The following is a 21,971-nucleotide window of genomic DNA, read 5'->3' on the forward strand; positions in this document are numbered from 1 at the left end:
GTTATTCATAGCGGTCTTTCCAGGCTTGATGGCTTATCTGCTCTTTGAGCATTTCGAGGATGTCATACAGCACCTGCTCGGTAACGCGATTGCTGCCTTCGTCAACCGTTAGCCAGGTGTCGAAGCCGCTGTCGGCAGCGCGCTCCACCAACTGCCTAAACTCATCGGAATGAATACCTAGCAGCAGTTCATCGACGAGTCGCTGGGCAACGCCACTGAGTGATGCCTCCATCGCCCTGGTGGCCTGCTGCCCCATCGGTAGGCGGTTAAGACGCTGAATCTCGGGACTTTCCCGCAGCGTACGGCTAACCAAATCGCTGATCGCCGCCATGATGGACTGTCGGTTGTGCTGGTAGGCTTGGCCGATAGTGCTCTCTAATCGCTGGGCAATCTCATGAATTAGCTGCGACTTGCGGGGCATGATGACACGCTCAATCACGCGCTCGGTCAGCGAATCGCTGGCACGAATCTGCTGCTGCACATTGCCCAGCAGCCGCAGCGCGATACGGTCGGAAAGCTCCTCAAGTAAAATATCGTAATACTTGGCAACAAATTGGTAGATATACCAGTGGGTAACATCAATAAGGCCGAGGCGGTGTAGTCGGTTGATTAACGATACCACGCGTAGAATACGCAGCAGGCGGAAGCCAGCGAGGGGAATACAGCCCAACACGTCATACCAGTGCACGAAGGGGTAGAAAAACCAGCGGTGGTAGCGCCGCTCGGCAATAGCAATTGTCCAGCCTAGCAGTACATCGGCGATAAAAAAGCTGACAAATACCAAGTCGATGGTGATAAAACGGCTATGAATCGCCTCATCGTAAAAGGTGTGAAAACTGGGCGCGAGATTGGCGATGCCCTGGTTAATAGGGCCAAGTAAAAACAGTGAATCAAACAGCAGCAGCGCGAGGTTAATCACCACCAGCGTCAAAATGAAAAAATCCCAACCAATATGGGCGTATTCAACCGCTTTAGGCAGGTGCGGGTAGCGTTCCCTGGCGGGCATACGAACTCCTTGTCGTTGGATGGGGTTTATGTCGAGGGCTCTGTTTTTGATTTTTGATAAGGTCTATGTTGTTGGTTAGTCCTGTGATGGGGCATTAGGCTCATACTGGTGCTGGGTGAACAGCTCTTCTTTCTCGGCCTGTTTGCGTAACTTCTTGCGTAAAGCCGCCTTATCAAAGCGTAGCTGCTGTAGAGGTGTTGCCAAACTGAGCGGCGGCACATTGGCGGGTTTTCCATCTTCATCCACAGCGACCATGGTCAGGTAGCAGCTGTTGGTATGACGGATCAGCTTATTGCGAATATCTTCAGCCACGACCTTAATGCCCACTTCCATTGACGAGCGGCCAACATGATTGACGCTGGCTAAAAAGGTGACCAGCTCGCCGACATGAATCGGCTGTTTAAACAGCACCTGATCCACCGACAGTGTCACCACGTAGTGGCCCGAATACCGACTGGCGCAAGCAAAAGCGACTTCATCAAGCTTTTTAAGAATCGCGCCGCCATGCACTTTACCGCTGAAATTCGCCATGTCGGGCGTCATCAGTACGGTCATGGAAAGTTCGTGCTGCCCAGGCAGGGCAGCGTTGGCGCTGATTTCGGCGTCTGTCATACGGTGCTCCTGCGATTATTTGCAACGGCTACCCCTCCCGCCGGGCAGCCGCTGGTTATTGGTTTAGAGCCATGCGCTTATTAAAACCACAATAGGCCCACTGAGATAATAATACCGGTGATAAACAGCTGAATCAGACAGAAGCCCATAATATCTTTGGCCTTAAGCCCGGCAATGGCGAGTACCGGTAGCGCCCAGAAAGGCTGCAGCAGGTTTGTCCAGGCATCGCCCCAGGCCACTGCCATGGCGACTCGTGGGATGTCAGCCCCTAGCGCTTGGGCGGCAGGCAGCATCACCGGTGCTTGCACGGCCCACTGGCCGCCGCCGGAGGGTACAAACAGATTGACAATCCCCGCGCTGATAAACGACCAGAATGGCAGTGTCGTGGCGGTGGCAAAAGAGACCAGCCACTCGGACATGCTTTCTGCCAGCCCAGATTGAACCATGATGGCCATAATGCCCGCATAAAAGGGGAATTGGATAACGATCCCCGCACCGCCTTTAATCGCTTCGTTCAAGCTATTGAGTAGGTTGCGTGGCGTGCGGTGCAGCACAATGGCCAGGAATAGGAACAGGAAATTGACCACGTTAAGGTTTAAGCCGCCACCCCGCAGCAAAAAGTGATCCAGCAAGAACAGCAGCCCAGGAACGCCGACCAGCAGGGCGAGGGTCACGCTGTTTTCCAGGCGTTCCGCCGGGCGGGTAAGACGGCCAACGGGTTCCGGCTCATCATTCAGCACGCTGGGGTCGACGTAGACGCTATCCTTCTCATCCGGCAGCATCATGCGGTTTACCAACGGAATGGCAATGAACAGGCAGACCACGATGCCGAGGTTAAATAAGGCGAAAATCGTTGAGCCAGTGCCAATCACGCCAATCTGGTCGGCGGAAAAATGCCCTTCGGTGGCGATGGTCAACGGTATCGAGCCCGCCAAACCGCCATGCCATACCACAAAGCCAGAGTATGCGCTGGCGACGAGTAACCGGTAGTCAACGCGGATCAGTCGTGCCAGCTCTTTGGCAAAGAGTGCCCCGACTACCAAGCCAAAACCCCAGTTAATCCAACTGGCTGCCAATGACACCAGCGTGACCAGGATAATGGCGCCGCCTGGTGTTTTAGCGGTACTGGCGATTTTTTGTAGAATGCGTTTCACCGGTGGTGAGCTTGCCAGCATAAAACCGGTGACCAGCACTAGCAGCATCTGCATCGAGAAGGTCAGTAACCCCCAGAAGCCATCGCCCCAGAAGCGTAGCACCGCCAGCGGTGTTTGGCGCTCAATGGCAATCGCAGCGACCGAGGCAATTAACGTCAGCAGCAGCACGAAAATATACGGGTCGGGGAGATAGCGCTCCACCAGCTTTACCGCCGGTTTTGAGATCATTTTAAGCATGGGATGCTCTCTTTATTCATTATTAGGAAGTGGCTAAGCAAGATTTTTACAAGGTCTTTGAAGTGCCTACGCGGTGCAAGTACATAGCTAATATACGGGGGAGTGCGGTGTTTTTCACGTTGAAGCTGCTCGGCTAATCTCACGTTATTGCAGTGATGGCCAGGCGTGGATCGTTTAACGCCAGTGAGTATGGCGATAACGGCGATGGTAGTGGGCATAATAGTAGAAGATCAGCACCGCCGAGCGAACCAGCATAAACAGCATAAATGAAAACCACAGCCCATGATTGCCCAGTCCTTGGGTTAGCCACCAAACGGGCAGATAGGCGGCAAGGCCGATAAAGATACTGTTACGCATTTCACGCACCGCGGTGGTGCCAATAAATACCCCGTCAAGCAGGTAGCTCCATACCGCAATCAGCGGCATGACGACCATCCAGGGCAAATACTGCGCCGCGGTCGCACGTACTTCTTCAAGGCCAGTGAGCAGCGCGATCAGCGCATTGCCACCCAGCGCAAACAGCAGAGCGGCCACACCTGCTGTCCAGAATGAAAAATGCGCGGCGGCGCGCACGGTGGTCGCAAACTCACGCCAATTTTTGCGCCCATAGGCGCGCCCAATCAGCGATTCGGCCGCATGGGCAAAGCCATCCAACGCGTAACTGGTGAGCATAATAAATTGCAGCAGGACAGCGTTGGCAGCGAGCACTGTATCGCCCTGACGGGCGCCCTGAGCGGTAAAGAACGCCACGGCAAACAGCAGACCGAGGGTACGCACAAACAGGTTGGCGTTGACGTTAAACAGCGCTTTATAGGCTGCCAGTGCCAGCAGACGCTCGCGTAAAAAATGGCCATCCAGGCGGCTTAGCTGGCGCAGCACTAAATAGCCGCCAAAGGCTAACGCACTGTAGTCGGCGATCACGCTGGCCCAGGCTACGCCGTTGCTGGTCATGCCTAGGCCCACCACGAACCATAAATCTAGGATGATATTGACACTGTTGGTGAGCAGCAGAATCATTAGCGTGACGCGGGAATTCTGTTGGCCCAAAAACCAGCCCAGAATGGCGTAGTTGGCAAGCACTGCTGGCGCAGACCAGAGACGAATATGAGCGTACTCTCGCGCTAAGTGAGTGGCTACCACGCTACCATCTAACAGCCACAACCCCAGCGTAATCAGCGGCGAGGCAAACACAATCAGCAAGCTGCCGATTACCAGCGCCATGATCAGCGATTGCCCCAGTAGGTTACGCACATCCGAGTCGCTCTCACGGCCCATGGCTTGGGCGACCAGCCCCGTGGTGCCCATGCGCAAAAAGCCAAAGCCCCAGTAAAGGAAGCTAAACAGCGTAGCGCCGAGAGTGACGCCCGCCAGATAGCGGGAGTCGGGCAGGTGCCCGACCACAGCCGTATCCACCAGCCCAAGTAGCGGGACGGTGATATTAGAAAGGATGATTGGCCAGGCGAGGGCCCAAATGCGCATTCAGCTTAGGCGGCAGTAATGATGCGGTACTTCTTCATCAACTGTTCTTGGGTCTCGTGGCGTTCTGGATCAAGCGGGATGCAGTCCACCGGACAGACCTGTTGGCACTGAGGTTCGTCATAGTGGCCGACGCACTCGGTGCATAGGTTAGGGTCGATGACGTAGATCTCCTCGCCGGGGGAGATGGCATCGTTGGGGCATTCGGGCTCGCAGACGTCGCAGTTAATGCACTCGTCAGTAATCATCAGGGCCATGGGCATACCTCGCAGATGGCATTCGCACCCAGGCTGACAAGTACCTGAGTGTTTTACTCAACAATAGCGTTGGCTAGCTAGTGTAGTGGTTACGCAGCGCTTCGGCGACCTGTGGATGCACCAGAGGGGAAATATCGCCACCCAGCTTGGCAATCTCACGCACGATGGTTGATGAAATATACGAATTTTCCACCGCAGGGGTTAAAAACACGCTCTCAAGCTCCGGGTTCTGCGCGCGGTTCATATTGGCCAACTGTAGCTCATACTCAAAGTCGGAGACCGCGCGCAGGCCGCGCAGAATGATCGTCGCCCCCTGCTCGTGCATCATGGTCGTCAGTAGGGTCGAGAAGCCAATCACCTCAACGTTGGGCAGCGACGCACAGACCGTTTTTGCCAGCGTCATGCGTGTTTCCAGGTCGAGGTGGGGGCTTTTGCCGGGGCTTGCCGCCACCGCGATGACCACTTTGTCGAACATTCGCGCACCGCGCTCAATGAGGTCGAAATGGCCATTGGTGATGGGGTCGAAGGTGCCAGGGTAGACGGCGATATTCAGCTTGCGAGTGGTCATTCCTCGCTCTCCTCGTCCAGGTGGCCAAACGGATTATCGCTGGTTAATGAGACAGCATGCGCGTAACCGGGGATATGAATCCGATCAGCATGAATGTCCAGTTCTGGGCCCTCGAGTACCGCTTCGCCGAACTGGTAGCGTGGGGCGTAGTGGCCAACGTCTGCCTGGGCAAGGTAGGCCGCTGCCGCTTCGCGGGTGGCGACTCGTCGCGTTTTCCAGGCGCTCACCGCTTCTGCGCCGTGACGCTGAGTCAGCAGGCGCTCGGTGACTGCTGGTGACAGCACCACGCCAGTGGCATTGTTGCCGCCGAAGCCCTTGGCATTAATAAAAGCAACGTCCGCACGAAAAGTTTGTGTCGTTTGTGAAAGACGCAGCCGTTCGGCATAAACATCGTCGGCGACGGCATCCAGGGTGGGAATCCCCGGCAGCAGGCCGTGGGCAAAACTACCTAGGGCGCTCGCCAATTGATCACCGGCCGCGGTGCCCTGGGAGTGGCCGATAAAGGCTTTGATGGCCACCACCGGCCAGTCGTTAATGCCGTTGGCGCGGGCAATTGCGTCGAACACATGGGATTCGGTGATGCGGTTTTTGGGGGTGCTGGTGCCGTGCGCGTGCAAAAAACTGCGCTCTTTAAGGGCTTTTTCACCCAGCATATCGCGCACCAGGGCAGTCGCTTTGCCCAGCGTGATGTAATTGCCAATTCCCGGTGCCGAAATTGAGCGCTTGTAACCGTCAGCATTGACGAATACGTCCGGCACCGCGCCAAGAATATCCGCGCCGACTTCCATTGCCAGCGAATCGTCCATCAGCAGCACAAACTGGCTGGCTTCCGCCATGGTAAAGCCGCAGTTGCGCGCAAAGGGGCGGCAGGCGCGCTGATAGTCGCTATCGGTGAGTAGTTCAAGCGCGTCCAAGGCTTTCAAGCCCGCGTCGTCGGCCAGCGCGCCCATGGCCCTGAAGCCCTCGATAATCTCCGGGGTGATGGGTGCATCAGCGGTACCCACCATCACCACACGGCGGCGTCCGGCGCGAATATCGTCAATACCCAGGCGCAGGTTATAAAGAAAGCTGGCGCAGGCGCCTAATGCTGCGCCGGTGCCACCTACGCTGCCCAGCACATAGGCATTCAAAAAGTCGGCAGGCATCTGGCCATAGCCCAGCGGCATCTGCTTGGAGGTGGCGCGTTGGCCGCTCACCAGACTTTTCAGTAAGCCGCCCCAGCCTTGATCGTCCAATTGGCCGATAGAGTTGCCTGCATACACGGCAATATGATCTGGGTTTAACTGCTGGCGTAGCGTCTCCCATGACAAGCCGCTGGCACCCAGACAGTCGCTGGCGCCAAATACCGCCAGCGATAGGCCACGGGGGTGGTGCACACTGCGGTAGAGGCTCGCCGGATCAAAGCCGCTGGGTAGCTGAGCCGCCGCGCGCACCTTGGGTGGCTGGGCGTCGGGCAGCAGTACTTCCAGCACCCCTGCGGGTACACTCACTTCTACCTCACGGGCATCAATATCGCGCACCTGCCAATCGGCGGGCAGGTTTTCAGGCAGTTGGCGGCGGCGCAGAGTAAAACGTAGCGGCTCTGCCAACTGCATGCTGGCTTGCCGGTTAGACGGCATGCCGGGGTCGAGAAAGCGCGGGTCTTCGTTGCGGCGTATCAGGGTGTGGTTCAGCACCTGATCACGCAGCGACTGTGCCGGGGCCTTTATGGGTTGGCCTCGACTATCGTGCCACCCCTCTTCGGAGTGCTCTACTAGGCGCATAAGCGCCGCTAAGCCTTCCAGTGTCTGGCGTTGCTGGTCAGCAGGAAGGGCATCAAGCACAGTGCGGCGGAAGGCCTGATGGCCAGAGGTTCTGCCAGCGGGATTGATGCCGCCCATGCCGACAATCACCGGTAAGTGTGACAAGCCGGGTTCCTCTTAATACGGTGGTGGTAACAATTATTGGCAACGGTCATGGCAGATCTGGCCCAGTACCATGCGCTTAATAAGGTCACTAATACATTCGTTAGGCGTGATCATAGCACCGGGTGCGCAACGCCGTCATGCCGCAAGCGTTCGAGACTGATAGAATTACGCTTTTCAGCCGAGTAATGGCATGCAGCATAATTCCCGAACAGTGACGTCTAATCAGCCAGGCCCGCACCAGGATTTGGCCCGTCGAGTAAATCGCGCGCTGACCCATCCACTGCGTAAACCGATCGCCGCACACACGCAGGGTAATTTTGCCCTGGCGGCTGAGTGGTTAGCTAGCCGTCAAGCACCGTTGATACTTGATTCAGGCTGTGGCGTAGGGGTATCGACACGCCAACTGGCGGCGCAGTTCCCCGCCCATGCGGTGATTGGCGTTGATCGTAGCGAGGATCGCCTGGGGCGGGATCACGGCAAGTTGCCTGACAATGCGCTGCTGGTAAGGGCCGATCTTGTCGACTTTTGGCGTTTGGCCTATCAAGCTGGCTGGGCGCCAGAGTACCACTTTCTGCTTTATCCCAACCCTTACCCCAAGTCGGGGCACCTGAAAATGCGCTGGCATGGGCATGCGGTTTTACCCACACTGTTGGCGCTTGGAGGGCGCCTTGAATTGCGCTCCAACTGGTCACTTTATGTTAAAGAGTTTGCTTTGGCGGTGGCGCAGGTAACCGGTCAACAGGCAGTGGTGAATGAAATTGCGCCTAAAGATGACTATTTAACGCCGTTCGAGGCTAAGTATGCTCGAAGTGGCCAGGCACTGTGGCGTTTATGTGTTGATTTGGAGCGAACATGACGTTTGTCTATCTGGTGCTGGCGATTGTGGCTGAAGTGATCGCTACGAGTGCCTTAAAGGCGTCCATGGGGTTTACCCGTCCATTGCCCAGCGTGGTGGTCGTGGTGGGCTATGGCGTAGCCTTTTATTTGCTCAGCCTGGTACTGCGTACGCTGCCGGTGGGGGTTGCCTATGCGATTTGGGCGGGCCTAGGCATTGTGCTGGTCAGCTTAGTCGGCATAGTGGTGTTCGGTGAAAAGCCCGATTTACCGGCGGTGGTGGGGATTGGCTTAATAGTAGCGGGTGTGGTCATGCTGCAAGTGTTTTCTAAAATGAATGTGCATTGAGGTATCGTATGGGTCGTTTTGCTAGTAACCGTATGCGGCGCTGGTCGCTGGTAACCGGTTTTGCCACGCTGGCGCTGTGCGCCAGTTCCAGTTTGTTCGCTGATTTTAGTCGTCTGGGACAGCTGCAAAATAAAGGCTTTTCGATTAGCGCCGAAGCCCGCCTGTTGGATGCTAACGCAGGCGCCAATGCGTTATTAGGCAGCATCACCCCGGATCGCCAGCTGTCGCCAGCCTCGGTCACTAAAGCCTATCTATCCGCGGCGGCGTTGAACCGTTTTGGCCCCCAGCACCGCTTTACCAGCCAACTGGTCAGCTCAGCTAGCGTCGATAATGGCGTGCTGCGCGGCGATTTGGTGTTTGAGGGCGGAGGGGATCCAGGCCTCACCACTGAAAACCTGTGGCGCTTGGTGCAGCGTTTGCACTTAGCCGGGGTGCGTGAGGTAGATGGCGCTTTGGTGGTTAGCCAGTGGCGCTTTGGGGCGGTGGACTGCATTACCACTGACCGCTGCAATGCGCTCAATCGGGTCGCCAATGCGTATAGCGCGCCGCTCTCTTCGGCTGGCGTTAACTTCGGCAGTTGGTGTGTCAATGTCGCCCCTGCCGCTAGCGCAGGGGCGCCTGCCCAGGTGGGACTGTGCGATAGTCAGACATCGCTGCTCACCATCGATAACCAAGTGGTCACTCGCCCGGCGAATAGTGGTACTGAAATTAGCGCTGAGCGTATCACCGATGAGCGTGGCGATGTGATGCGCTTGACCGGCCAAATTTCCACCAACGCCACTGCCCGTGATGTCTACCGTGGCGCTGGCGATGCCGCCGAAACCACCGCGCAAGTGTTGATGGGCATGTTGAATCAGGCAGGTATTCAGGTGCGCGAACCGTGGCGCGTCAGCTCGTCTCAGCCGCCCAGCAACGCCCAGCGTCTGGCCGCGGTGGACAGCCAGCCATTGCAAGAGCTATTGCTGCGCATCATGAACTACTCCAATAACTACATGGCCGATGTGCTGGCGCTAGATCTCGTCGAGATACCCCAGGCGCAACTACGTCAAGCAGGTCAGGCCATAGAGAATTATGCCCAGAGCCTGCCAGGGCATGGGCCGTTAACCCTGTATAGTGGTAGCGGACTAACCACTGAGAACCGTACTTCGGCTCAGGGTGTTAACGTGATGCTGGAAGACATGTTTCGTCAAAGCAGTCTGTTTCCAAGCTTTGTAGCGGCCTTTCAGTCACCCGCTAACGGCGTAATGCGCTTTATTCGGCGAGGCTCCCCCACGTTTCAAAACAATGTCATGATCAAAACGGGCACGCTTAACCAACCCTTTGCCGTGCGCGCCGCGGCGGGTTATTTTCGCACCGCGCAAGGGCGCTGGGGGGTGTTTAGCGTCATGGTCAATGGTAACAGCAGTACACCTTATTTAAGCTGGTCTGAGGTGCTGGATCCGTTGTCACTGGATCTTGAAGCAATGATATTAGCCAACTAATCCAACTCTACGCTCACAAGGTGAGGCGATCTGCATGAAACCTGGGCATACCGGTTTAACACATTTGGTTCACTCCACGCGTTATTCGTGGAAAGGCTTAAAAGCAGCGTTCAGAAACGAAGCGGCTTTCCGCCAAGAGGTGGGCATTACGGTGGTGTTGCTGCCACTTGCTTGGTGGATTGGCGAAGGCCCCATCAGTTGGTTACTGCTGGTGGGTAGCCTGTTTTTTGTGCTGATAGTGGAGCTGCTTAATAGTGCAATTGAAAACGTGGTGGATCGGATCGGCACTGAGCATCATGAGCTTTCTGGGCGGGCCAAGGATATTGGTTCTGCGGCGGTAATGCTGTCGCTGATTATGGCCGGTCTTACCTGGGGACTATTAGGCTGGGAAAAGTTCTTTAGCTAAGCTTATTTTCAAACCATTTATTTTTAACGCGCATGGCAGCGAGGTAGATATGCAAGTGAACGACGATTTTTTACCGTTGTCAACGCTGCCAGCGTCGTTACAAAAAATCACCCAATCTGCTTGGCAGCGGCTAAGCGATGCGCTTGTCCAAGCCGATAATGTCGCCGAGATGACCAAGCAGGAGTTGCCTTCCAGTAGCTGGCAGGGGTTATCTGAGCCGCGCCGCGAAGCCCTGGCGAGAGTGCTGGCTATTTCGACCTTTGCGCTGGATACCTTAGTGCGCCACCCCCATTGGCTAGCTGAACTGGACATCGTCGGTGAATTGGACGCAAACCCAGGGCGCGATGAGCTGGCCAGTTGGCTGAATGAGTCGCTGGAAAGCGCCGAAGATGACGCTGCCATGCAGCGGGCGATTCGCCGTTTTCGCCGTAAGCGCATGCTGGGTATTGTTTGGCGTGATCTTAACCGTGCTTCCGGCCATAGCATGTGGGATACCGCTAAGGCAGTTTCAGAACTTGCCGAAATATGTTTAGAAGCTGCTTTAACCTGGCTTGAGCAGTTTTACGCGCCGCGTTGGGGCTTACCTGCCCCGCGCAAAGATGGCTCGCCTCAGCGTCTGGTAATTTTGGGCATGGGCAAGCTGGGGGCGGGAGAGCTAAATCTCTCCTCCGATATCGATCTGATCTTTGCCTTTCCCGAAAAAGGTGAAACCCAAGGTGGGCGTAAGCCATTAGAGCACCAGGAGTACTTCACTAAGTTGGGGCAAAAGCTGATCGCCGCTCTAGACGCCATGACCGCCGACGGCTTTGCCTTCCGTGTTGATATGCGCTTGCGGCCTTTGGGTGACGGAGGGCCGCTGGTGGGCAGTTTTGCCATGCTCTCCAGCTACTACCAGGATCAGGGCCGAGAGTGGGAGCGCTACGCGATGCTGAAAGCGCGCCCGGTGGCGGGGGATCTCGATGCGGGCGACGAACTATTGGCCGGGCTGCGCCCCTTTGTATATCGCAAGTATCTCGATTTTGGCGCCATTGAGTCGCTGCGTGAACTGAAAGCGATGATCAACCGCGAAGTAAAGCGCAAAGGTATGCAGAGCAATATTAAGCTTGGCCCCGGCGGCATTCGTGAGGTTGAGTTCGTGGTACAGGCGTTCCAACTGATCCGCGGCGGCCGCGATACGGAGCTGCAGGTGACATCGCTGAAAACGGCGCTTAATCGCTTGCCCGAGCTAGGCCTGTTACCGCAAGAAGTGGTTGATGAGCTGCTGCCGGATTATGCCTTTTTACGCGATGTGGAGCACGCGCTCCAAGCGCTGGAGGATCGCCAGACACAAACCCTACCCAGTGATGATAGCGATCGTGAACGGGTCGCCTTCGCCATGAACCATGAAGACTGGCCGGGGCTGGTTGCCCAGCTTGACGAAGTACGCGATCGGGTGCGCCAGCACTTTGACGCAGTGATTGCCGACCCTGAAGAGGACGTCGACGAGGCCAATGATGATAGCCAGCTTGGCTTGGCCCAGTGGCGGCTTATTTGGCGCGGTGAGTTAGAGGCGGAGGAGGCTACAGCGCACCTTGCCGAGGCGGGTTTTAATGCGCCTGAAAAAGCCTTGAAGCGGCTGCAGAGTCTTTACCACTCTCGGCAAGTGCAAAGCATGCAGCGAATTGGCTTTGAGCGCCTGGACGCGTTGATGCCGCTGTTGCTAGACGCCTTGGCGGACAATGAGGCGCCGGATACAGCGCTTGTAAGGGTGCAACCGCTGATTGAGGCTGTGCTCCGACGTACAGCTTATCTCGCCCTGCTGCGCGAAAATCCCCAGGCACTAGAACACCTGATGCGCCTGTGTGCGGCCAGCCCATGGATAGCCGAGCAGCTGTCGCGTTATCCCATTCTGCTCGACGAGCTGCTGACCCCGGAAACGCTGTATACCCCCGCCGATAAAGCGCGCCTTGCCGATGAACTGCGCCAAACGCTCAATCGTCTGCCAGAGGATGATGAAGAGGCCCAGCTAGAGGCGCTGCGCGTTTTTAAACACGCGCAGACGCTACACGTAGCGGCGTCGGATATCGTGGGTACTCGGCACTTGATGAAAGTAAGTGATTACTTAACCTTTATCGCCGAAGTCATTCTCGATGCAGTATTGGCCATGGCGTGGAAGCATATTACTCGCAAGCATGGCGTTCCTGAGGGGCTGAACGCTCGCGAGGCTGAGTTTCTGATTGTCGGCTACGGCAAGCTGGGGGGCATTGAGCTGGGCTACAGCTCAGATCTAGACCTAGTGTTCCTTCACGATAGCGATGGGCAGGGCACGACTGACGGCCCAAGGCCTATTGATACAGCGGTGTTCTTTACCCGCCTGGGTCAGCGCATTATTCACCTGCTTACTGCGGTAACACCCACCGGCACACTTTATGAAGTGGATATGCGCCTGCGGCCATCGGGAAATTCAGGGCTATTGGTCACCTCACTTAAAGCTTTCGCTGAGTATCAGCGTCAAAATGCCTGGACCTGGGAGCATCAGGCACTGGTGCGCGCCCGAGTGGTGGCGGGTAGCGATGTGCTAGCGGAAAAGTTCAGCCAGTTGCGGGGCGATATCCTGGGCGCTGAGCGTGATAAAGCCATGTTGCGCGATGAGGTGGTCAATATGCGTCATAAAATGCGCGACCACCTGGGCAGTAAAATCACCAGCCAGACCTTCAACGTCAAACAGGATGCGGGCGGGATGGTCGATATTGAGTTTCTCTGCCAATACGCGGTGTTAGCACTTGCTCACCAAACGCCTGAGTTGCTTACCTACAGCGATAATATCCGTATTTTAGAGAGTCTTACCGAGAGTGGTCACTTACCTGCTGAAGAGGCGGAGCGCCTTCGCGAGGCGTATTTGGCGTATCGTAGTGCTACCCATCGAGCGGCGCTCACCGGTGAAAAAGCGCTCAGCGATGGTGAAGAGTTCCGTGCCCATCGCGATATCGTCACGGCGTTATGGCAGCGCTTTCTTGAGCCATCAGCGGCTAATAACACCTAGTCAAACGTATTTCGCCAGACTAATCAGGAAGTGACAGTGATGCCAAGGAGCAAGGCGGGGCGGCTCGCATGATTGGACATATTCTGGCCACCTTACTGCCGGTGTTTTTAATCGCGGGGTGTGGTGCTGCCTATGGGCGCTACCGTACGCCGGATATTCGCAGTCTCAATACGCTCAATATGGAGCTGTTTGTTCCGCTATTGGTATTTGCCGTGTTGGCCGACCGTCAAGCGCCGTTGGCAGAATATGCTTGGCTTGCTACGGCGGCCATTGCGGTAGTGCTTGGCTCGGGGGTTGTGCTGTGGCCGCTCGTCAAGTGGCTAAAGCTGGATAGCAAAATCTTCCTTCCGCCGATGATGTTTAACAACGCCGGTAATATGGGCGTGCCGCTGCTGGTGCTGGCATTTGGTGCCGAAGCGCTGCCCGCAGCGGTGGTAGTCTTTATCGTTGAAATGCTGCTGCACTTTTCGGTAGGGCTTTACATGCTTAACCCGCGCACCTCGCTGTGGCGAATGCTGCGCATGCCAATTGTACTCGCGAGTTTGGCGGGCTTAGCGGTGAATATCAGTGGACTACCGCTGCCTGGCTGGCTGCTGGAGGCGATGCATATGCTGGGCGGAGTCTGTATTCCGCTAATGCTGTTTGCACTGGGGGTTCGGCTGCTGGAAATCGACTTTAGCGATTGGCGTACCGGCATGTTGGGGGCGGTGCTTTGCCCGCTTTCCGGATTAGTGATTGCCTTGCCGTTGATGTGGCTACTGCCGCTTAATGCGCTGCAGATGGCGGTACTGCTGGTGTTTGCAGCGTTGCCCCCTGCGGTGTTGACTTATTTGGTCGCAGAGCAGTACCAGCTGGCGCCACAAAAGGTCGCTTCGCTGGTACTGATTGGAAACCTGGGGAGTTTGGTGGTGATGCCGCTCACCTTGGCGGCAGCATTTACTTGGGTGTATGCGCCCCTCTAACTTTCATCGGTAGCGCAAAAAAGTAACTAACTGCGCAATTAGCGTTCATCTTTAACTTCGTAACTACCTTCTAGCACGTCCTGATGACCTGGACGGTTGTTCGCCGACGTGGGCTCGTGGGAGTAGCCGCCACCGATATCTTGCGCCTGCTGAGCACGCATTTGATCCATACGTTTTTTCATTTTATGGCGCAGAAACGGCATCATTGCCCAGCCAATTAGTAAGAAAAACAGGCCGAGTACTACACCAACTATCATTAACGCGCCAAACGCTAGCCATGTGAATAGCAGCTTTAAGCTACCCGCCAAGCCAGTAGGTTGGGTTTGCGCAGCACGGGCACGCCATTGGTTAGCCGCTTGCCATGCAGCGTTGCGTTGATCGCGATTCATCTGTGGCATAAGAGCCTCCATCGGTTATTCGCACCCATTGGAACACAGTTGCTCTAGCAAGTTCACTGTGTGGCTGTAAGGGGAGAGAGGAGCAAAACTATTATCTAGGCGCCACTTTTTACGTACAGGTTCTGTGTGCAGTTTTTAGGTACAGTTTTTTAAGTGCAGTTTCTATGACAGTGCGATGAGGTTTTTCAACTGTTACCATTAAGCTGTACAAGGCAAGTTTTGTTGTACAAGCATGCGCTTAATACGCTGCGCTTACCTAAATAGAGCTCATCTAACAGGAAGGTTATATGGCTAATCATGGAGGCAAGTCGGTATTCATCGCATCGGTGGTGATTATCTTTGGCTTGGTAATTGTTGGAGCGTCATTTCCAGAAGGATTTGCCAACGCGGCAGAGGGAGCGCTGACCACGATTACTGGGCTGTTCGGGTGGTTTTATCTATTTTCAGTTTTTGGTTTTGTGATTTTTCTGTTTGGACTAGCGCTGAGCAAGTACGGAAAAGTGCGCTTAGGTCCCCAGGATAGCCGGCCCAACTACACGTTTTTCTCGTGGATCAGCATGCTGCTGGCCGCAGGCTTTGGTGTTGGGCTGGTGTTCTACGGCATGGCGGAGCCTATGTTCCACTTTATCGAGCCGCCTTATGGTGACAGAACCGCTGAAACCGAGGCGGCGGCTCGTTACGCGATTCAATACAGCTACTTTAACTGGGGGATACATCAGTGGGCGGCCTTCTCGATCGTTGGTTTGATCATCGCCTACTTTCAGTTTCGCAAGGGGCAGGCGGGGTTGGTCTCATCAGTGCTGTCATCAATAACGGCTAAGAATCCTAAAATTCGCCCCTATGCTTCCTGGTTGGACGTGTTTGCGGTAGTCGCCACGGTGATGGGCGTTGCTACCTCGTTGGGCTTGGGTGTGCTGCAGATGAACGGTGGTTTGAACGCCGTTTTTGGTCTGCCGGAGAACGGTTTTTGGCAGTTTGTGATTCTTTTCGTGATGTTCTGCGCCTATATGGCATCGACTTGGTCGGGCTTGGATAAAGGCATTAAACGCCTCTCTAATCTCAATATGATTTTATGTATCGGGTTGATGCTGTATGTGCTGTTTACTGGCCCAACCGTGGCAATACTCGAAACCATCACGGTGGGCATTGGTGACTACCTGCAAAACTTTATTGGTATGAGCCTGCGCATTTCGCCCTATAGTGATAATGAGTGGGCGAGCACTTGGACGATTTTCTACTGGGCCTGGGTCATTGCTTGGTCACCTTTTGTCGGCACCTTTATTGCCCGGGTATCCCGTGGGCGTACCATCAAAGAGTATGTGTTTGGGGTGCTGTTTGTACCGCCGCTGTTAGCCTGTTTATGGATCGGCGTGTTCGGTGGCGCGGCGCTGCATATGGAGTTGAATGGCACCGACGTGGGGCTGGCTGCCGCGACTCAGAATAATATCACCGTCGCGCTATTCGAGATGTTTGAGCTGATGCCTTTTACGGGCGTGCTGTCGGTGGTAGCGATGCTGCTGATCTTTATTTTCCTGGTGACCTCGGCTGACTCGGCTTCGTATATCGTGGCGCAAATGACCGATAATGGTTCGATCAATCCGCCGCTGTATAAGCGCGTCATTTGGGGGGTGCTGATTGCTGCCATTTGCCTGACGTTGATTGCCTCGGGAGGTTTAACGGGGCTGCAGTCGGCATCGGTACTGTCGGCACTGCCGTTCACTTTCATCCTGTATATGATGGTGTTTGTGTTAGTCCAGGAGCTACGCGCAGACCGCAAAGCCATGCTGACCCAGCTTTATCGTCGCCATGGCGAAACGCCGGTGGGCGCCGACGCTTTTGAAGCCGAGCTGTTAGGTGAGGAAGAACGCCTGCGCCGTGCACCGAGTGTGGTCAACCGGCGCATTAATAGTTAGCATCACTCATCAGCACTAATAAAAAGTAACCAAGCCTGCGGTTGCGGGGCGGGGTAATTCGGGAGCAGTGACACATGAAGCGAATATGCTAATGGCGCGGCAAGGGCGCCATGGCGCGACGCGTAGGCAGTCCAAGGGGATTGCCGTTGATCGCTGGCTTGATCGGGTAGTCACCGTGGCTGTACTTACGGCAATGGTCATTGGTCTGGCTGCCGTGGCTGCGCACTGGCTACTCTAAAACGCCTGCTCTTCGTAATATTGGTGCTTAACGCCCGGCTTTATGCCGGGCGTTTGCGTGTCTCGACACGGTTTCGGCCCAGGCGTTTGGCGCGGTATAGGTGCTGGTCGGCGCGTTCAATCAGCGCTTCAGCGCTAATCAAAAAATCGGGCGACATGCTAGCCACCCCCATGCTGACAGTGAGGTCTGAGTGGGTGCTGGAGAAAGCATGGGGAATGGCCAGCGACAGCACGGCTTCGCGCAAGCAGTTGGCAATGCTGACGGCGTCCTCATGATCTTGGCCCGGCAGTACACAGACAAACTCTTCGCCGCCGTAGCGGGCGAGTAAATCCCTGGCGGGGTCGATACACAGATTGAGCGCATTAGCCACCGCGCGTAGCGTATCGTCCCCCATGGCATGGCCATAGTGATCGTTAAACTCTTTAAAGTTATCGATATCGATAAAAATCACTGAGAGCGACTGCTGCGCTTGCTGTGCCAAGTGCCAGTGGCGCTGATAAAAGTCATCAAATTGGCGGCGGTTCGCCACGCCGGTTAAGCCATCCATATTTGAGAGATGATGAAGCTGGTCACGCTGCTCCAAGCCCTGCTGAAACGCTTTAAGTAAATGATCCAAACTATCCACCAGATGACCCAATTCATCATGCTGATGGCCTTTCAACACTGGCTTGAGCCATTTTCCAGGTTGGGTGGGGTCGGTTTGGGCAATCGCTGCGTGTACTTTGAGCAGCGGCCGGGTAATGAAAAAGTGGAAAAAGGTGATGATGACAAGGCTTAAAATAAACGCCTCCAAAATACTCACCCCGACCAACGTATAAATACGCGCTAAAAACTGTTGGGTTAAGTAGCCTTCCGCCAGCACCAGTTCAATTTCGCCAACGACCGCTTCCGGCATATCGCTGCCCATGTAATAAGCGAGGGAGGTTCGATAATGCAGTATATCGCCAAATAAATACTGGCTGAGCCAGGTTGAATCAGCCTGTTTGGGCCGATCAAATTCAGCCAGCGCGCGGCCAAAATCATCACGAATCGACACCCATGCGACCTCATTATCATTAAATAGCCCATAGGCGATTTGGTGGGCAAGGTCGGGGTTAAGCTGGAAGGCGGCTTCTGCGGCGGCACCGTTGACGATCGTCAACTGCTGGGTGATGCGTTGTTCGGTTTCTTGACGCATTTGCGTGGCGTGACTGATAAGTTCGACACTGCCCGCTACGCTACTAATGAGCATAGCGATCAGCAGTGTGAGTAGTGCTTGCTTGGTGGTCAGGCTGCCTTTTTTAGGGTCGGGGGCTGAGAGAGAAAATCGTGGGCGAGGGCTGATCACTGGCTCTCCTCCTGCGCATTGCGGTGCAGGGTATCCAGCTGCGTTTGCAGTCTCGCCAACAGCGCTTCAGGCACGCTAGGGTGGCAGGCGAGATAGAGGGGCGCACGGTAAAAGGTAAACAAATGCGCTAACGCGATATCCTGTTCTTGTGCCATAAATTCACCGGTTGCTTTACCTGTCACGATCACATCTAGCAGGCCCGCCTTTAAACGCGCGATATTTTCTCGCTCCGAGGGAGCCAGGAGCACATTAATGCCGCGAGAAGCAACGTAATCACCTACGGCATCTTCGCGAAAACTGCCCACCCGCCAAGCGTGTAGCTCTGAAAGCGATGCAATGCTGAGCCCGCGTTCCGCTAAACTAAATGCTGCCCACTCATTAACCACCAGCGGCCCTACCCAGTGAAACAGCGCTTCACGCTCCTGGGTGCGGGTCGTAGAGTAGACGCAGTGATTATCGCGTAAGCGTGCTTCGGTGTAAGCGCGCGCCCAAGGCCGTAGCCGAAAATAAGCCTCAATGTCAGCTTGGCGTAGCGCGTTACGTAGCAGCAACGTTGCACTGCCGATAATTTGCCCTTGGTCGTCCGTATAGTTGAACGGCGGGTACTCTTCCGTGTTAATAGTGAGCGGTAGTGCTTCTGTTGTAGCCGCTAGCGGCATCGAGTGGAGTGACATACTGTAGCTGCCGAGCGTGGTGAGCAGAGCAACGCCCATGCGGTATCGCCATCGGCGAGTAACGTCATTAGCCATCGTCAACTACCTCTGGGGCTGTTCCGCTATCACCCTGTCTAATGCCTGCTGCATCAGCGTTACCAAGCGATGGTCGGTGGCTTGGTTTATGGCAAAGTATAGCGAAGATTCACTGAGAGTGTGTATCGGGATTAACTCATCTTTAGGATAACCTTCCGACTCAGCTATCCAGACAGCCACATCTTCACTGTAAGCCCATAAATCAACGCGCCCGCGGGTTAGCATGTTGAGTGCGCTACGGTTATCAATGGCCGGTACGAGTAAGCGTTCAGGGTAACCCGCTTCTAATAGCGCCTGGGCGCCAATATCTTCCCGAATGACCGCGACGCTCAGACCGCGTTCAATCGCCTGTGATAAAGACTCAATCGTCACCGGTGCATCGCGATGGGCAAGCAGTACGACCCGATCTTGAGCAATCGGCCCTACCCAGTGAAAGTTGGCCTCTCGGGCTGGGGTGCGAGTGGTTGAGAACAGCACCGTATTCGGCTGAGTGAGTGCCAGCTCATAGCCGCGAATCCAAGGGTAGTAGCGGATGTCATGGCGGTTGAGGGGCGTTTGGGTAGCCGCAAAAATAGCGTCCAATAAATCAATTGATATACCGGTTAATTGCTGATTATCGATATAGTTATAGGGCGGGTACTCTTCCGTAATAAAGGTTAATGTTGTCAAGGTGCCGGACGCATCAGCCTGTACGTTTGCGGCGTTTGCCAGCCAGAGACATAGCACTACCATCAACCTATTTAATAGTGGTCGATATAATCGCTGTGGAGATGGCTGGGCTAACTCCATCGCAGTTTATCCCTATTATTTATCAATCAACCAAACTTAGAGCAACGCTGGTCGGCTGTCACCTCTAATCTACCAACGCAAGCCGTGGCGTCTTCCTGGTTCCTCCTGTTAGGCTTACAGCTTCCCCTGTGAGAGAAAACTAATGCTGTCTGCTAACTCTGCTAAGGCGACGGATGGCTACGCGTCGCGTCGAGAAATATTTGGCTGGGCGATGTTTGATTTTGCCAACCAGGCCTACACGCTGCTGATTATTACCGTGGTATTTGGTGAGCTATTTACCACCGTTATTGTGGGGGATCGCGGCGATAACTTCCGGCTTGCCAACTTTCTATGGAGCTTGGCCCTGGCGATTAGCTATCTGATGGTGGTTATCACGGCGCCGCTATGCGGCGCCGTTATGGATTACCGGGCAGAGAAAAAGCGCTTTTTACTGATTAGCTATTTAGCCACCGTCGTCACCACGGCGATGCTTTACTTCGTTGAACCGGGTTACGTTATCGTCGGACTGCTATTGATTGTGCTGTCCAACTACGCTTACTCCATGGGGGAGTCGTTTATCGCCTCTTTTTTACCCGAGCTTGGACCACCGCAATCGTTGGGCAAAATTTCCGGTTTTGGTTGGGCGTTAGGCTACATCGGCGGGTTGTTTGCGGCGGGGTTCACGCTAGTGGTGCTAGGCGAGGCCAGTGCGGACAACTTTGAACGCATCCGTTGGGTGGGGCCTTTTGCCGCCGGCTTTTTTCTAATTACCGCTATTCCTACGTTTTTATGGCTAAAAGAGCGCGGTACGCCCCAGCCTCGCGGCGTTTCTTATCGGCATATTGCTCTGAATCGCGTCACCGCCACTTTTCACGAGTTGCGCCATTTTAAAGACTTGACCGTGTTTTTGATATCGCTGCTGTTCTCGATGGCCGGTGTCTACATCATTATCGCGTTCGCCTTTATTTATGGTGCTCAAGTGATTGGTTGGGATGAAAGCGTGCGCAATATCATGTTTATTATTGTTCAAGTTACCGCCGCGGCAGGAGCTCTGGGGTTTGGCTGGATACAGGATCAGCTCGGCGCCAAACGCACGTACCAAATGACCCTGGCGCTATGGGTACTGGCGATTATTGCTATTTGGGCAACGCCTGAGGTGACTCAGTGGGTTAATGGGCATTTTGACCTGCAGTGGCAATCTCAATACGTATTTCTGGTGGTCGGCTGCCTTGCTGGGCTTAGCCTAGGTTCTAGCCAATCGGCAAGCAGGGCGCTGGTGGGGCTATTTTCACCCTTGGCTAAATCAGCCGAGTTTTTTGGATTCTGGGGGTTGGCTAATAAGTTAGCGGGGGTGTTGGGCATCGTCATGTTGGGTGTCCTGCAAACGCTGATTGGCTTGCAAGCGTCTATTCTATTATGTGTTGCCCTGTTCGTTATCGCGATGTTGATTTGCGCCAGGGTCAACGAGCGCCGTGGCCGGGAGGCTGCGCTCGCCTGGGAAGCCAGCCCTATCAACAGCCATAAGGCTTGAAAGGGCGCCCTGACTTCAGTGAGGTGAAGTATGGCAACGCACATGGCAAGTCGAACAACTCAGCGTGGCGGCATCGTTATGATGCTGCTGTTTTGGGTACTATTAATGGCAGTGGGCACTTGGTGGATTCACGGTGGTTTGGAAGAGATGATGCGCCCTAATGCGAATATTGTGCATACGCTGCCTGCGGGGGAACCGGTTACCTTAAAGCGTAACCGAGCCGGCCATTTTGAGTCGCCGGGGCGTATCAATGGCACGCCGGTAACCTTTTTGCTCGACACTGGCGCCACCTATGTAGCCATACCGGCCGAATTGGCAAGCGAGCTAGGTCTCGAACCTGGGCGTAGCGCTTGGTTCAATACCGCCAACGGCCGAGTAGAAGGTACCTTAACTGAACTTGATGAGGTTTCGCTGGGCGGCCTAAAAGTGCAAAATGTGCAAGGGTCAATCAGTCCCGGCATGGAACGCGACACCGTACTACTCGGCATGAGCTTTCTGAATTTATTGTCGATTGAAATACATGCGGGTGAGATGGTGTTGAGCCTTCCTGAGCAGTGAGTTCAGCTTATGGATGTACCATTGATATGAAGAGCTAAGCGGCCATGTAAAAAAGGCAGACCACTGATGGTCTGCCTTTTTGATATGCTTGAGCAAAAGTTGCTTAATATGCCTTACTCATTGGTGTCGTTTCCTTCCCCGGGTGGCGCCTTATAATGCCCTGGGATTTTTAACTTCTCCCCGTTGGGCAGGTCGCGCACTTGGGCTGGAATGTAAACA

21 protein-coding genes are annotated in these 21,971 nt (G+C 54.9%); 10 read left to right on the forward strand and 11 right to left on the reverse strand.

The features are described from left to right. Position 1: 1 nt before the first annotated feature. From A6R74_RS08610 to A6R74_RS08640, 7 genes are all read right to left on the reverse strand, one after another. Positions 2 to 1,006 carry a hypothetical protein gene (locus A6R74_RS08610; RefSeq protein ID WP_064234114.1) on the reverse strand — a complete coding sequence of 335 codons (1,005 nt, stop codon included), beginning with the start codon at positions 1,004 to 1,006 and terminating at the stop codon, positions 2 to 4. A 75-nt stretch (positions 1,007 to 1,081) separates the two neighbouring features. After that, positions 1,082 to 1,618: an acyl-CoA thioesterase gene (locus A6R74_RS08615; RefSeq protein ID WP_064234115.1), complete on the reverse strand. Its 537-nt coding sequence runs from the start codon at positions 1,616 to 1,618 to the stop codon at positions 1,082 to 1,084. Positions 1,619 to 1,698: 80 nt separating this feature from the next. Continuing rightward, complete coding sequence (locus A6R74_RS08620) at positions 1,699 to 3,009, reverse strand: short-chain fatty acid transporter (protein ID WP_064234116.1); 1,311 nt, start codon at positions 3,007 to 3,009, stop codon at positions 1,699 to 1,701. Positions 3,010 to 3,183: 174 nt separating this feature from the next. Then, positions 3,184 to 4,488 carry an MATE family efflux transporter gene (locus A6R74_RS08625; protein ID WP_064234117.1) on the reverse strand — a complete coding sequence of 435 codons (1,305 nt, stop codon included), beginning with the start codon at positions 4,486 to 4,488 and terminating at the stop codon, positions 3,184 to 3,186. Between the two features lie 5 nt (positions 4,489 to 4,493). Then, a complete protein-coding gene (locus A6R74_RS08630) occupies positions 4,494 to 4,742 on the reverse strand; it encodes a YfhL family 4Fe-4S dicluster ferredoxin (RefSeq protein ID WP_035585565.1) in 249 nt (82 codons plus the stop codon). A 73-nt stretch (positions 4,743 to 4,815) separates the two neighbouring features. Next, positions 4,816 to 5,310 carry a pantetheine-phosphate adenylyltransferase gene (coaD, locus tag A6R74_RS08635; RefSeq protein ID WP_064234118.1) on the reverse strand — a complete coding sequence of 165 codons (495 nt, stop codon included), beginning with the start codon at positions 5,308 to 5,310 and terminating at the stop codon, positions 4,816 to 4,818. After that, the gene (locus A6R74_RS08640) at positions 5,307 to 7,190 is read right to left on the reverse strand and encodes a beta-ketoacyl synthase (RefSeq protein ID WP_064234435.1); all 1,884 of its coding nucleotides are present in this window, start codon (positions 7,188 to 7,190) and stop codon (positions 5,307 to 5,309) included. Before A6R74_RS08640 ends, coaD begins: the two co-directional genes overlap by 4 nt. Positions 7,191 to 7,407: 217 nt before the next feature. Here A6R74_RS08640 and trmB point away from each other — a divergent pair, with 217 nt between their 5' ends. The 6 genes from trmB to A6R74_RS08670 all read left to right on the forward strand — a co-directional run bounded on the left by trmB (position 7,408) and on the right by A6R74_RS08670 (position 14,270). Continuing rightward, positions 7,408 to 8,073, forward strand: coding sequence for a tRNA (guanine(46)-N(7))-methyltransferase TrmB (trmB, locus tag A6R74_RS08645; protein ID WP_064234119.1), 666 nt, complete (start codon positions 7,408 to 7,410; stop codon positions 8,071 to 8,073). Then, positions 8,070 to 8,399 (forward strand): DMT family transporter, encoded by a 330-nt coding sequence (locus A6R74_RS08650; RefSeq protein ID WP_064234120.1) that lies wholly within the window; start codon positions 8,070 to 8,072, stop codon positions 8,397 to 8,399. Before trmB ends, A6R74_RS08650 begins: the two co-directional genes overlap by 4 nt. Before the next feature lie 8 nt (positions 8,400 to 8,407). Continuing rightward, positions 8,408 to 9,880: a D-alanyl-D-alanine carboxypeptidase/D-alanyl-D-alanine endopeptidase gene (gene dacB / locus A6R74_RS08655; RefSeq protein ID WP_064234121.1), complete on the forward strand. Its 1,473-nt coding sequence runs from the start codon at positions 8,408 to 8,410 to the stop codon at positions 9,878 to 9,880. Between the two features lie 34 nt (positions 9,881 to 9,914). Continuing rightward, positions 9,915 to 10,286 carry a diacylglycerol kinase gene (locus A6R74_RS08660; RefSeq protein WP_022522083.1) on the forward strand — a complete coding sequence of 124 codons (372 nt, stop codon included), beginning with the start codon at positions 9,915 to 9,917 and terminating at the stop codon, positions 10,284 to 10,286. Between the two features lie 49 nt (positions 10,287 to 10,335). After that, positions 10,336 to 13,308 (forward strand): bifunctional [glutamate--ammonia ligase]-adenylyl-L-tyrosine phosphorylase/[glutamate--ammonia-ligase] adenylyltransferase, encoded by a 2,973-nt coding sequence (gene glnE / locus A6R74_RS08665; RefSeq protein WP_064234122.1) that lies wholly within the window; start codon positions 10,336 to 10,338, stop codon positions 13,306 to 13,308. 68 nt (positions 13,309 to 13,376) lie between these two features. Continuing rightward, positions 13,377 to 14,270, forward strand: a complete 894-nt coding sequence (locus A6R74_RS08670; RefSeq protein WP_064234123.1) for an AEC family transporter — start codon at positions 13,377 to 13,379, stop codon at positions 14,268 to 14,270. 38 nt (positions 14,271 to 14,308) lie between these two features. Here A6R74_RS08670 and A6R74_RS08675 read toward each other — a convergent pair whose 3' ends face one another. Beyond that, a complete protein-coding gene (locus tag A6R74_RS08675; RefSeq protein ID WP_064234124.1) occupies positions 14,309 to 14,668 on the reverse strand; it encodes a hypothetical protein in 360 nt (119 codons plus the stop codon). A gap of 287 nt (positions 14,669 to 14,955) precedes the next feature. On the opposite strand from A6R74_RS08675, the gene A6R74_RS08680 reads away from it, so the two are divergent. Together A6R74_RS08680 and A6R74_RS22770 are read left to right on the forward strand one after the other, a co-directional pair. Further along, positions 14,956 to 16,581, forward strand: coding sequence for a BCCT family transporter (locus A6R74_RS08680; RefSeq protein WP_064234125.1), 1,626 nt, complete (start codon positions 14,956 to 14,958; stop codon positions 16,579 to 16,581). A gap of 91 nt (positions 16,582 to 16,672) precedes the next feature. Beyond that, the gene (locus A6R74_RS22770; RefSeq protein WP_165603369.1) at positions 16,673 to 16,819 is read left to right on the forward strand and encodes a hypothetical protein; all 147 of its coding nucleotides are present in this window, start codon (positions 16,673 to 16,675) and stop codon (positions 16,817 to 16,819) included. 40 nt (positions 16,820 to 16,859) lie between these two features. On the opposite strand, the gene A6R74_RS08685 is transcribed toward A6R74_RS22770, so the two are convergent. Genes A6R74_RS08685 through A6R74_RS08695 form a run of 3 tightly spaced genes read right to left on the reverse strand, consistent with a single transcriptional unit; the run spans position 16,860 to position 19,564 of the window. Then, a complete protein-coding gene (locus A6R74_RS08685; protein WP_064234126.1) occupies positions 16,860 to 18,146 on the reverse strand; it encodes a GGDEF domain-containing protein in 1,287 nt (428 codons plus the stop codon). Further along, the gene (locus A6R74_RS08690) at positions 18,143 to 18,895 is read right to left on the reverse strand and encodes a substrate-binding periplasmic protein (protein ID WP_240488191.1); all 753 of its coding nucleotides are present in this window, start codon (positions 18,893 to 18,895) and stop codon (positions 18,143 to 18,145) included. Before A6R74_RS08690 ends, A6R74_RS08685 begins: the two co-directional genes overlap by 4 nt. Positions 18,896 to 18,901: 6 nt before the next feature. Next, on the reverse strand, positions 18,902 to 19,564 hold the full coding sequence (locus A6R74_RS08695; RefSeq protein WP_240488192.1) for a substrate-binding periplasmic protein: 663 nt from the start codon (positions 19,562 to 19,564) through the stop codon (positions 18,902 to 18,904). Between the two features lie 262 nt (positions 19,565 to 19,826). Between A6R74_RS08695 and A6R74_RS08700 the strand changes: the two genes are divergently transcribed. Next, positions 19,827 to 21,194 (forward strand): MFS transporter, encoded by a 1,368-nt coding sequence (locus A6R74_RS08700; RefSeq protein ID WP_064234127.1) that lies wholly within the window; start codon positions 19,827 to 19,829, stop codon positions 21,192 to 21,194. 42 nt (positions 21,195 to 21,236) lie between these two features. Then, on the forward strand, positions 21,237 to 21,752 hold the full coding sequence (locus A6R74_RS08705) for a retropepsin-like aspartic protease family protein (protein ID WP_064234438.1): 516 nt from the start codon (positions 21,237 to 21,239) through the stop codon (positions 21,750 to 21,752). The last annotated feature ends 219 nt before the right edge of the window (positions 21,753 to 21,971 follow it).

This window comes from Halomonas sp. ALS9 (assembly GCF_001651035.1).
GTDB lineage: Bacteria > Pseudomonadota > Gammaproteobacteria > Pseudomonadales > Halomonadaceae > Vreelandella.

Bases quoted from the DNA above. Each gene is read 5' to 3' on its own strand.
- A6R74_RS08610 (WP_064234114.1), bottom strand. From the start codon at position 1,006: ATGCCCGCCAGGGAACGCTACCCGCACCTGCCTAAAGCGGTTGAATAC.
- A6R74_RS08615 (WP_064234115.1), bottom strand. From the start codon at position 1,618: ATGACAGACGCCGAAATCAGCGCCAACGCTGCCCTGCCTGGGCAGCAC.
- A6R74_RS08620 (WP_064234116.1), bottom strand. From the start codon at position 3,009: ATGCTTAAAATGATCTCAAAACCGGCGGTAAAGCTGGTGGAGCGCTAT.
- A6R74_RS08625 (WP_064234117.1), bottom strand. From the start codon at position 4,488: ATGCGCATTTGGGCCCTCGCCTGGCCAATCATCCTTTCTAATATCACC.
- A6R74_RS08630 (WP_035585565.1), bottom strand. From the start codon at position 4,742: ATGGCCCTGATGATTACTGACGAGTGCATTAACTGCGACGTCTGCGAG.
- coaD (WP_064234118.1), bottom strand. From the start codon at position 5,310: ATGACCACTCGCAAGCTGAATATCGCCGTCTACCCTGGCACCTTCGAC.
- A6R74_RS08640 (WP_064234435.1), bottom strand. From the start codon at position 7,190: ATGGGCGGCATCAATCCCGCTGGCAGAACCTCTGGCCATCAGGCCTTC.
- trmB (WP_064234119.1), top strand. From the start codon at position 7,408: ATGCAGCATAATTCCCGAACAGTGACGTCTAATCAGCCAGGCCCGCAC.
- A6R74_RS08650 (WP_064234120.1), top strand. From the start codon at position 8,070: ATGACGTTTGTCTATCTGGTGCTGGCGATTGTGGCTGAAGTGATCGCT.
- dacB (WP_064234121.1), top strand. From the start codon at position 8,408: ATGGGTCGTTTTGCTAGTAACCGTATGCGGCGCTGGTCGCTGGTAACC.
- A6R74_RS08660 (WP_022522083.1), top strand. From the start codon at position 9,915: ATGAAACCTGGGCATACCGGTTTAACACATTTGGTTCACTCCACGCGT.
- glnE (WP_064234122.1), top strand. From the start codon at position 10,336: ATGCAAGTGAACGACGATTTTTTACCGTTGTCAACGCTGCCAGCGTCG.
- A6R74_RS08670 (WP_064234123.1), top strand. From the start codon at position 13,377: ATGATTGGACATATTCTGGCCACCTTACTGCCGGTGTTTTTAATCGCG.
- A6R74_RS08675 (WP_064234124.1), bottom strand. From the start codon at position 14,668: ATGCCACAGATGAATCGCGATCAACGCAACGCTGCATGGCAAGCGGCT.
- A6R74_RS08680 (WP_064234125.1), top strand. From the start codon at position 14,956: ATGGCTAATCATGGAGGCAAGTCGGTATTCATCGCATCGGTGGTGATT.
- A6R74_RS22770 (WP_165603369.1), top strand. From the start codon at position 16,673: ATGGCGCGGCAAGGGCGCCATGGCGCGACGCGTAGGCAGTCCAAGGGG.
- A6R74_RS08690 (WP_240488191.1), bottom strand. From the start codon at position 18,895: ATGGCTAATGACGTTACTCGCCGATGGCGATACCGCATGGGCGTTGCT.
- A6R74_RS08700 (WP_064234127.1), top strand. From the start codon at position 19,827: ATGCTGTCTGCTAACTCTGCTAAGGCGACGGATGGCTACGCGTCGCGT.
- A6R74_RS08705 (WP_064234438.1), top strand. From the start codon at position 21,237: ATGGCAAGTCGAACAACTCAGCGTGGCGGCATCGTTATGATGCTGCTG.